This window comes from Rhodococcus sp. (in: high G+C Gram-positive bacteria), from assembly GCF_049286785.1.
GTDB lineage: Bacteria > Actinomycetota > Actinomycetes > Mycobacteriales > Mycobacteriaceae > Rhodococcus_F.
The window spans coordinates 1-9,435 of the sequence record NZ_JBAQEO010000046.1; the positions used below are offsets into that span (position 1 = coordinate 1).

General features: G+C 63.0%; 6 protein-coding genes and 3 pseudogenes. 7 read left to right on the plus strand and 2 right to left on the minus strand.

Annotated features, from left to right (window positions below; genetic code table 11):
- Window positions 1-70 precede the first annotated feature (70 nt).
- Window positions 71-349, plus strand: a pseudogene (locus tag WAW17_RS01955) (transposase); the annotation flags it as partial.
- Here WAW17_RS01955 and WAW17_RS01960 read toward each other — a convergent pair.
- Window positions 341-1,963: a tyrosine-type recombinase/integrase gene (locus tag WAW17_RS01960; RefSeq protein ID WP_422331352.1), complete on the minus strand. Its 1,623-nt coding sequence runs from the start codon at window positions 1,961-1,963 to the stop codon at window positions 341-343. The pseudogene WAW17_RS01955 and the gene WAW17_RS01960 sit on opposite strands and share 9 nt — an antisense overlap.
- 218 nt (window positions 1,964-2,181) lie before the next feature.
- Window positions 2,182-3,306: a tyrosine-type recombinase/integrase gene (locus WAW17_RS01965; RefSeq protein WP_422331347.1), complete on the minus strand. Its 1,125-nt coding sequence runs from the start codon at window positions 3,304-3,306 to the stop codon at window positions 2,182-2,184.
- A gap of 14 nt (window positions 3,307-3,320) precedes the next feature.
- Here WAW17_RS01965 and WAW17_RS01970 point away from each other — a divergent pair.
- The 6 genes and pseudogenes from WAW17_RS01970 to WAW17_RS01995 form a co-directional block, all read left to right on the plus strand.
- Window positions 3,321-4,238 (plus strand): annotated as a pseudogene (locus WAW17_RS01970) (IS3 family transposase); the annotation flags it as partial.
- A gap of 262 nt (window positions 4,239-4,500) precedes the next feature.
- Window positions 4,501-5,766: a cytochrome P450 gene (locus WAW17_RS01975; protein WP_422331348.1), complete on the plus strand. Its 1,266-nt coding sequence runs from the start codon at window positions 4,501-4,503 to the stop codon at window positions 5,764-5,766.
- Window positions 5,767-5,794: 28 nt separating this feature from the next.
- Window positions 5,795-7,015, plus strand: coding sequence for an NAD(P)/FAD-dependent oxidoreductase (locus tag WAW17_RS01980; RefSeq protein ID WP_422331349.1), 1,221 nt, complete (start codon window positions 5,795-5,797; stop codon window positions 7,013-7,015).
- 79 nt (window positions 7,016-7,094) lie between these two features.
- Window positions 7,095-7,415 (plus strand): 2Fe-2S iron-sulfur cluster-binding protein, encoded by a 321-nt coding sequence (locus WAW17_RS01985; RefSeq protein ID WP_422331350.1) that lies wholly within the window; start codon window positions 7,095-7,097, stop codon window positions 7,413-7,415.
- A gap of 222 nt (window positions 7,416-7,637) precedes the next feature.
- A pseudogene (locus WAW17_RS01990) lies at window positions 7,638-8,050 on the plus strand (sterol carrier protein).
- 353 nt (window positions 8,051-8,403) lie between these two features.
- A protein-coding gene (locus WAW17_RS01995) for an IS5 family transposase (protein WP_422331351.1) occupies window positions 8,404-9,313 on the plus strand; the annotation gives its coding sequence in 2 pieces (ribosomal slippage) (window positions 8,404-8,763 and window positions 8,765-9,313; 909 coding nt in all).
- Window positions 9,314-9,435: the final 122 nt, after the last annotated feature.

Here is a 9,435-nt window from a genome sequence, read left to right on the forward strand (position 1 = left end):
TGGTCGGCCCAGGGATTTCGGACAGTGGACCCGCTTAGAATGAGGATCTACTGAAATGAGTCCGACCAGCATGAGCAGATCACGTCGATCGTTCAGCACCGAGTTCAAGGACGAACTGTGCCGTGAGGTCATCGATTCCTCGAAGCCGGTTGCTGAGGTTGCCAGGGCGTATGGAGTCGGTGACGACAGTCTGCGGCGGTGGCTGAGCAAGTACCGGGAAACGCACGGTGACGGCACCGACAGCGAGCTCACGCTCTCCGAACGAGCTCGCCTCGCCCAGCTCGAACGCGAGAACCGGGAACTGCGGGCCGAGGCTCAGTTCCTGAAAAAAGCCGCATGCTTATGCCGGTGATCGTGGGTGGGGTGCGCGGTTGTCGAGGGTGGTGAGCAGTTCGAGGTAGACCTTCTCTCGTCGTGGTTCTGAGCGGGATGCGGCGTCGGCGGCTTGGTCGGTGAGGCGCGTTCGATGGCTTTCGTTGGTGGAGAAGTGGGTGCAGGTTTCGCAGATGGTTTCGTAGTTGCAGTCCAGTAGTGTTGGGCGGGTACAGTTTCCGTTGCCACGCAGGCGGCTCGACTCGGTCCGTAGTCGTGCCATGTTGGGTCCTTCGGTGAGGGCCTGCGCGGTTGGTTCCGGGGTGTAGATAGCATCGAGGTGTTCGGTGACGGCGAAGTATTCTTCTGCGACGGTGCCATCGGCGATGCGTGCGTAGGTCATGGTCATCGACAACGATTGGTGTCCGAGGAGGGCTGCGATCGCTTCGAGGCTCATGCCGCGGTTGATGGCTTGGGTCGCGAGCGTATGCCGGAGTTGGTGCAGGGTGACGTGGCCGATTCCGGCGTCGTCGGCGGCTGCGTAGACGGCGTAGTCGACTCGTCTGCCGGGGATGGGTCGACCGAGGTCGGTGAACATCAGATCACTGCGCGGCTGCGGTGGGTTTTCCGAACACCATTGCGAGAGCAGCTCGTCCACTCTGGGGTGCAGTGGGATGTAACGGTCGGTGTGCAGTTTCCCGATGGGTGTGCGCAGCCAGCGGGCACCATTGATGTCGGTGACAGCACCGCGGGTCAACCCGAGGAATTCGCCTTTGCGGAGACCGGTGAGGGAGAGGACTTCGACGGCGACTCGGTCGAAGAGCGACGGCAGCCGGCGTGCGGAGGCGAGGAGTGCTGCCGCGTCGGCGTCACCGAGGAACCGCGGTAGCGGCCGATCGCGGAGGGGCATGTCGCCGGAGTAGACGGGGTTGCGGGCGGGCGCATCGTCGTAGCCCCATTCGATGATCCGGTCGAAGAATCCGCGCAGATGCCCCAGGCGCATCCCGAGGGTTGTCTTCGCCGGTTGGGTGCTGCCACGGTAGCCGGATTTGCTGGCGAGGAAGGTTTTGAACCCTTCGATATGTGTTCTGCGGATGCCCGCTACTGCGGTGACGTCGGGATGGTGTGCGGTGAGGTAGACCGCCAGGTGGCGCAGGGTGGTGTCGATCAACGCGATACTCGCCGGGCGCATGCTGATACCGATTTGGCTCAGGTAGCGGCGCAGCGTCGCGATCAGGAGTGGCTGTGCGATCGCGAGGTGGTTCCAGTGGATGCTGCGCCGCGACGGGGAGAGCCGGACCGGTGGGGCGCTGTCGAGCAGTCCGAGCACGGCCATCGTTGCTTTCAGTCCGTGTACCGGTGTCGACCAACTGTTCGGAATCTTTGTTCTGCCGGCGTGTCGGATTCCGGTGAGCTCGGTGATGATGCCCTCGAACACTGTGGAGGCAAGCATGTTCGGTGCTGCACCGGCTGCGGCTGCGGCCTGGGCGAGAGTGTTCCACTGTTGACGTACTTGGATGTCGCGGAAGCCGATGCCGAGTGCAGTGTGTGTGAAGTGTTCGAAGAACGCGGCGTGGATGACGGCAGAGTGGGCGCCCCAGGAGCTGCGTGATGCGACGGCGTAGTACGCACCGGCGGGGTGAGCGGTCATCACCAGCAGTCGGGCGACGAAGCCGCGCACGTCGACGGGTGCGGTGACTTGGCGCGACGCTCCGGCATTCGACCAGCCCGCGAGGTCGGTGAATTGGCGGGTGAACGCGGCGGCGGTGTGCTCGCGGGCGAGTCTGCTGCCCGGGGTTGTTCCCAGTGCGATGAATTCTCGCGTGGCGCGGTCCTCGATGTCGGTGAGTTGAGGCGCGTTCGCGGAGTTCACCGGGCGACTACGGCGATGGTGGTGGTGGTGGTGATGTCGTCGCCGAGGGCTGCAATGGCGTGGTGGTATTGCTCGGAGAGCCAGGTGTTGCTCAGGTGCAGGTAGATGCGGGTGGATTCGATGTTGCGGTGTCCTGCTTGGGCTTGGACTGCTTCGAGGGACATCCCTGCTTCCCGCAGCCGGGTGAGGCACGTGTGACGAAGCATGTGGCAGGTGAGGTGTTCGATGCCGGCCCGGCGGCGGGCGCCGCGGACGATTTCGTCGGCGCCTGCTGCGGTGAGTGGCTGGCCGCGGTGTGGCCCCTTGAGGACAACGAAGATGCGCGTATCTGTTGCGATGGTGGGTCGTTCAAGGTCGAGGTAGTCGGTGAGGGCGGTGAAGAACGCTGGTGCGATGGGGACGATCCGGTGGTGTCCGCCTTTGCCTTCGGTGATGGTGATCCGCCGGTCGGCGAGGGCGATGTCGGCGAGGCGTAGTCCGAGGACTTCGCTGCGCCGCAAACCGCCAAGGAGCATCGCGAGGATCATGGTGCGGTCTCGGTGGGTGCGGAGCGCGCCGAGAAATGCCCCTGCTGCGGCGGAGTCGAGGATGCGGGGAAGGGTGCGGGGCGTTCGGATCAGCGGGGCACTGCGGCGGGCGCGTCGGTGGTCTGTGCGGGCGCGGACGCTCAGGCCTGTGGGGACGGGATTGGCTTGGATGAGGTCGCGGGCGGTGAGGTAGCTGTAGAGGCCGGAGAGGGTGGCGAGGCGGCGGGCGATGGTGCGTGCGCTGAGACCTCGTTCGCCGTCGCCGATGCGGACGACGTTGGCTCCGTGCCTCGGCTGTCGTTGTGCCGCTATGAACTCGAACATATCGGTGGTGGTGATATCGAGTGGGTCTTTACCGGTGTGGGTGAAGAAGACTTTGAGGTCGTAGCCGGCGGCGAGGACGGAGTTGGGGCGGCATCGTGCGGCGACGAACCGGAGGTAGTCGTCCAGCAGGGGGTGACCGAGCCTGATTTCGACGGCGGTGTCGCCGAGGTCGAGTCGGGTGAAGGTCGGGGTGAACGGAGGCATCAAAGCCTTTCGTGTGAGTGCATGCCCTGCGACGTCGGAGACCTCGAGGCGGGTCGTGCGGATCACCAGCATATCCATGCGTACTTTGCTCGGGAGCCACGGTAGTGGCGAAGTACGAGTTCATCGACTCCTACGTCGCGGATGATTCCGCGGCGGTTCCGGTGACCGATCGATGCCGATGGCTCGATGTCTCGACCTCTGGCTTCTACAATTGGCGCAGCCGCCCGCAGTCGGCCACCGCGTTGCGCAGAAGTGCTTTGGCGCAAAGCATTCACGTGTTTTTCGAGCAAGCGCACGGCACTTACGGGTACCGGCGCATTCACGCCGACCTCCGCGATGCCGGCGTCGAATGCTCCCCGGAATTGGTGCGCTCGATCATGCGCCAAGAGGACCTGGTGCCGTGCCAACCGCGCCCGTTCCGGGTCACCACCGATTCCGACCCTGATAGCGTCGGGGCGGTGCCGGATCTGCTGGTGCGCGACTTCACCGCAGACCGTCCGGGGATCAAATTCGTCGGCGACATCACCTGCGTTCACACCTGGCAAGGATTCGTGTATTTGGCGACGGTCATCGACTGTTTCTCCCGCAAGGTGGTCGGGTGGTCGATCGCCGATCACATGCGCACCGAGTTGATCGCAGCCTCGCTGACGAACGCGGCCTCGACGACGCTGATCGAGCCGGGGGCGGTCTTTCACTCCGACCGTGGCAGCCAGTACACCTCGGGCGCATTTCGGCGGCTCGTGGCCGGTTTGGGGATGCGATCCTCGATGGGGCGTACCGGGGTGTGCTGGGACAACAGTATGGCCGAAAGTTTCTTCGCAGCGCTAAAGAACGAATGCGTCTACCGCACGGTCTATGCAACGAAACATCATGCACGACAGGACATCATCAAGTACATCGAGGGATTTTACAACTCGCGGCGCCGGCATTCTGCGCTCGACTACCGGTACCCGAACGACGTCCACTACAGTTACCAGCAGCCCGCGATCGCGGCCTGAATTAGTCCCCTTCAATGTCCGAAATCTTCGCGGCAGACCAAGACGCGGTTGGCCTACATGGGCCAGAGTTGGCACAAATGCCCCGCGCAGTGAGTCCGGTCACTTGTGCAGACTAGAAGTGGCGCAGGACGGCAACGGTGGGGCAACACGACGACGAGACTTTCGTGCCCCACGTACCCGAAAGGGTGGAACGCCGGTGAGACCCGCCACAGCGTTCGTCGCCTCTATGCGGACCCGGGTTCATCGACATTGAGGAGCAACAGTGAACAAGACTTCTGTGGCCGTTAGCGGACCCGATTCGGAAGCCGCTTATGCGGTCGCTCTGGAGGACATCGATGTCAGCGATCCGGAACTGTACCGTAATTACACGTGGCAGCCGTATTTCAAGCGGTTACGGGAGGAGGATCCGGTCCACTTCTGCAAGGACAGCATGTTCGGCCCATATTGGTCGATTACGAAGTTCGCCGACATCATGCAGGTAGATACCTCACCCGAGATCTTTTCCTCGGAGGCGAAGTTCGGCGGCATCACGATCATGGACGACAACAAGGCTGCGAGCCTGCCGATGTTCATCGCGATGGACCCCCCCAAACACGATGCGCAGCGCCTGGCGGTCAGTCCGATCGTCGCACCGGAGAACCTCGCCAAGATGGAGTCGGTCATCCGTGAGCGCACCGCGGGTTTGCTTGACAGTTTGCCTCTGAACGAGACCTTCGACTGGGTCCAGAACGTCTCGATCAACTTGACCACACAAATGTTGGCGACCTTGTTCGACTTTCCCTGGGAGGACCGGACCAAGTTGACACGTTGGTCGGATGTGACGACGGCCATTCCCGGTGCCGGCTTGATCGAGTCCGAGGAACAGCGGATGAGCGAATTGCTCGAGTGCGCCGCTTACATGACAGGGCTGTGGAATGAACGTGTCAACGCCGAACCGCGTAATGACCTCATCTCGATGATGGCGCATTCGGAGGCGACCCGAAACCAAACGCCGGAAGAGTTCCTGGGCAACATCCTGTTGCTGATCGTTGGCGGTAACGACACTACCCGCAATTCGATGACGGGCGGCGTCGTAGCTCTCAACGAGTTCCCAGATGAGTATCGCAAACTGTGCGGCAACCCTGCCCTGGTCAGTTCCATGGTGCCAGAGATCATCCGTTGGCAGACGCCGCTGTCGCATATGCGCCGCACCGCTATGACGGACACCGAGCTCGGCGGGAAGTCGATCCGCAAGGGCGACAAAGTCGTCATGTGGTACGTGTCGGGTAACCGCGATCCGGAGGCCATCGAGAATCCGGACGCCTTCATCATCGATCGTACCCGGCCGCGCCATCACCTGTCATTCGGATTTGGGATCCACCGCTGTGTCGGCAACCGCCTGGCCGAGTTGCAGCTGCGAATCGTATGGGAGGAGCTTCTCAAGCGTTGGCCCCAACCGATGCAAATCGAGGTCGTTGGACCCCCAACCCGAGTGACGTCGCCGTTCATCAAGGGCTACGAGTCCCTGCCCGTGCGCATCAACGTCTGATGCGGCGAGTTCGAGGAGATGACGCCACATGAGCCAAACCGTTCTCGTCGTCGGCGGGGGTCAAGCCGGTGGGCAGGCAGTGGCCAGCCTGCGGTCAAACGGATTTGACGGACGGATCGTTCTCATCGGCGCGGAGTTGGTGTTGCCCTATCACCGGCCCCCGTTATCGAAGGCATTCCTGGCCGGCAGCCTACCGGTGGAGCGGCTGTTTTTGCGGCCACCGGCGTTCTATGAGAAGGCTTCGGTCGACGTGATGCTCGGGGTCTGCGTCACCGGGATGGATGCCAGCCAGCGGCATGTGACACTCGACGATGGTCGCGAACTCGAGTTCGATGGGCTGGTGTTGGCTACCGGTGGCCGGCCCCGCCCCTTGTCATGCGCTGGTGCGGATTCTCCGATGCTGCATTACCTGCGCACCGTGGCCGACGTCGAGGGCTTCCGTGCGAAGTTGCGGCCCGGGGCGCGGCTGGTGCTGATTGGCGGGGGCTACATCGGTCTCGAGATTGCCGCCGTCGCGGCGAAGCTGGGATTGATGGTGACCGTCTTGGAGGCCGAGCCCACGGTGCTGGCCAGGGTCACCTGTCCGGACGTGGCCCAGTTCTTCGAAGACGAGCATCGCCGCGCCGGGGTCACGATTCGATGCGCGGCGACGGTGACCGGCATCGAGCAAGTCCGGTCTGCGGCGCGGGTCCTGATAGCCGGCGGCGAGAGCTTCGCTGCCGATCTGGTTATCGCAGGTATCGGACTGCTGCCGAACGTCGAGTTGGCCTCCGCTGCGGGTTTGACGTGCGACAACGGTATCGTCGTCGACGAGCTGTGTCAGACCTCGGAGCCGGGTATTTACGCTGCAGGTGACTGCACACAGCACCCCAGCGAGGTCTACGGCTGCCAGCTGCGGCTGGAGTCGGTGCACAACGCGATCGAGCAGGCGAAGACCGCCGCCGCGGCGATCTGCGGTAGCGCCAAACCCTATCGGCAAGTGCCCTGGTTCTGGTCGGATCAGTACGATCTGAAGTTGCAGACCGCTGGACTGAACCGCGGTTATGACCAGGTAGTGATTCGTGGCGACCCCGACACCAGATCGTTCGCAGCGTTTTACTTGCGCGACGGGCGACTGCTGGCCGTGGATGCGATCAATCGGCCGGTCGAGTTCATGGCGGCCAAATCGCTGATCGCCGAGCGCGCTGTCATTGACGGAGAAAGACTCGCCGATGATCGCATCCCGGCCCAGGCGCTGGCCCATCGATAGTCCTCGACTGGGTGCTGCACTTTTCCACTATCCAACCCACACCGGCGACCGTAGTCGCCCTTACTGCAAAAGGACTGAAATGACCAAGATCACCTACGTAGACCACAACGGAGCATCCAGAACCGTCGATGGGATCGACGGCGAGTCTCTGATGGAAGCCGCGGTGTCGAACCTGGTGCCGGGCATCGACGGCGACTGCGGCGGTGCGTGTGCCTGCGCGACCTGCCACGTGCACGTCGAACGCGACTGGCTCGACAGACTACCGCCGATAGAGCCCACCGAAAAGTCCATGCTGGAATTCTGCGAAGGCGCCGACGAGACGTCTCGGCTGGGCTGCCAGATCAAGATCGGTCCGGCGCTCGACGGCATCGTAGTCCGCACTCCAATTGCCCAGCACTGATTAGCTGGACCGGGTCTTGTGGCGGCGCCGTGGTGAACCGGATGATGCCGCCGTCAAGCAGTCGGGACGGTGATGGCGACGCGAACCCGCAGATGAGCGGCGTGCGCTGGTCGAAGATGCCGTGGTGGCGGGCTCGACGGGGGCGATGAGCATCGCCGGTTTGAGCGTGACTGGCCGGTTGCGGCCGTTCGGTACTGACGACGGGATTGGTGGAGGTTGATGATGGCGGTGTTCAAGGATGAGGACGAGGTCTACTCCTTTCTGGCTGGAATCTTTCGGCGGGGCCTGGAGAAGGACGGACTTGGGGACAAGCTCGCGAACTCGGGTGTGGTCCTGCGGGTGCACTACACCGATCCGAACGCAGTGGTGACGGTGGACATGCCGAACAAGGTGGTGGAGACGGGAGCGGCAAGTCCCGCGCGGTGCCCAATGTCGAGCTGTTCATGTCGGCGGACACGGGGAACAAGTTTTGGCTGGGGAAGGTGAACCTGACGATGGCGATGGCCAAGGGAACGGTGCGTGCGAAGGGCCCGGTGCCGAAGCTGATCAAACTGATTCCACAGGCCAAGAATCTGTTCCCGGAGTACCGGCAGATGCTGCAGAACCAGAACCGGCATGACCTCATCGATGCGTGATCGTCGCCCAACCGCTGTTGACGGAACGGGACCGCGATGAAGAGCACCATGCAGGACGTTCCGTTGACGGTCGCCGGGATCGTACGGCATGCCTCGGCGGTGCATGGCGATCGCGATGTGCTGACCGCGCGTGGACCTGGACAGATCTCTCGGGTGTCCTACCGCGGCTTGGGGGAGCGCCCCTATGATCGTTTGGCTTATGAGTCGCAATGGCGACTATCTGGCGGTCACCGATCAGAAGCCGTGCGCTTCGGCTTCCTCGATCGCTAAATCGTCCCACTCCTTTTCGATCGCCTGCCGCTGGTCCTCCGCCAGGGCGTGTCTCCCAATGATTTGGGGTGTTGTGCGGCAGCATGTTTGCTGTGACAGAGGTGACGGATCGATATCAGGTGTTGACCGAGAAGCAGTGGGCGTTGCTTGCGATGCTGCTACCCAGTTCGGATGGGCTGCGGGGGCGGAAGTTCCAGAATAACCGGCTCGTGGTGGAGGGAATGCTCTACCGGCTGCGTACCGGGCTCCCGTGGCGGGATCTACCTGCGCATTTCGGCCCCTGGAAGACGGTGTGGAAACGGCATCGACGCTACGCCGGGGATGGAACGTGGGATCGGGTACTCATGGCCCTGGCCGCGATGGCCGATGCCGGTGGCGACCTGGATTGGGCGGTGTCGGTGGATTCCACCGTGGTGCGGGTGCACCAGCACGGCGCCAACGCCGCGCGTGACACAGGGGGATCTACCGAATTACACGAATCTGCTTGACGAACCGGCCGATCACGGCATCGGCCGGTCCCGCGGCGGGTTGACCTGCAAAGTTCACCTGGCGTGCGATGGCGACGGACGCCCCTTGTCGGTGCTGGTGGGTCCTGGCCAGGGAGGTGACAGCCCGATGTTCGGCCCGCTCATGGAGGGCATCTGCGTGCTGCGCATCGGTGGCGGCGCACCCCGCACGCGCCCGGACGAGGTCCGCGCCGACAAGGCGTACACATCCAAGGCCAACCGGGAACTGCTACGCAGCAAGGGCATCAAAGCGGTGATCCCCGAGAAGTCCGATCAGGTGGCCAACCGCAAGAACAAGGGCAGCGCGGGCGGGCGGCCACCGAACTTCGATGCCGAGTCCTACAAGGGCCGCAACGTGGTGGAAAGGGCCTTCAACAAGGCAAAACAGTGGCGAGCGGTGGCAACCCGGTATGACAAGCTTGCCCGGGCCGGATTCCTCATCGCCGGCATTGTCGAATGGCTCAGACTATTGGGAGACATGCCCTAGTACTGCAACGGCACTTACTTGACAGGTAAGAGATACTGGTTGGGTGGTTATCGATCTGGTTGCTGCCGAATTGGAAGCGTTGCACGAGCGGATCTCCGGCCGGTTCGTCCGGTCGGAACCGC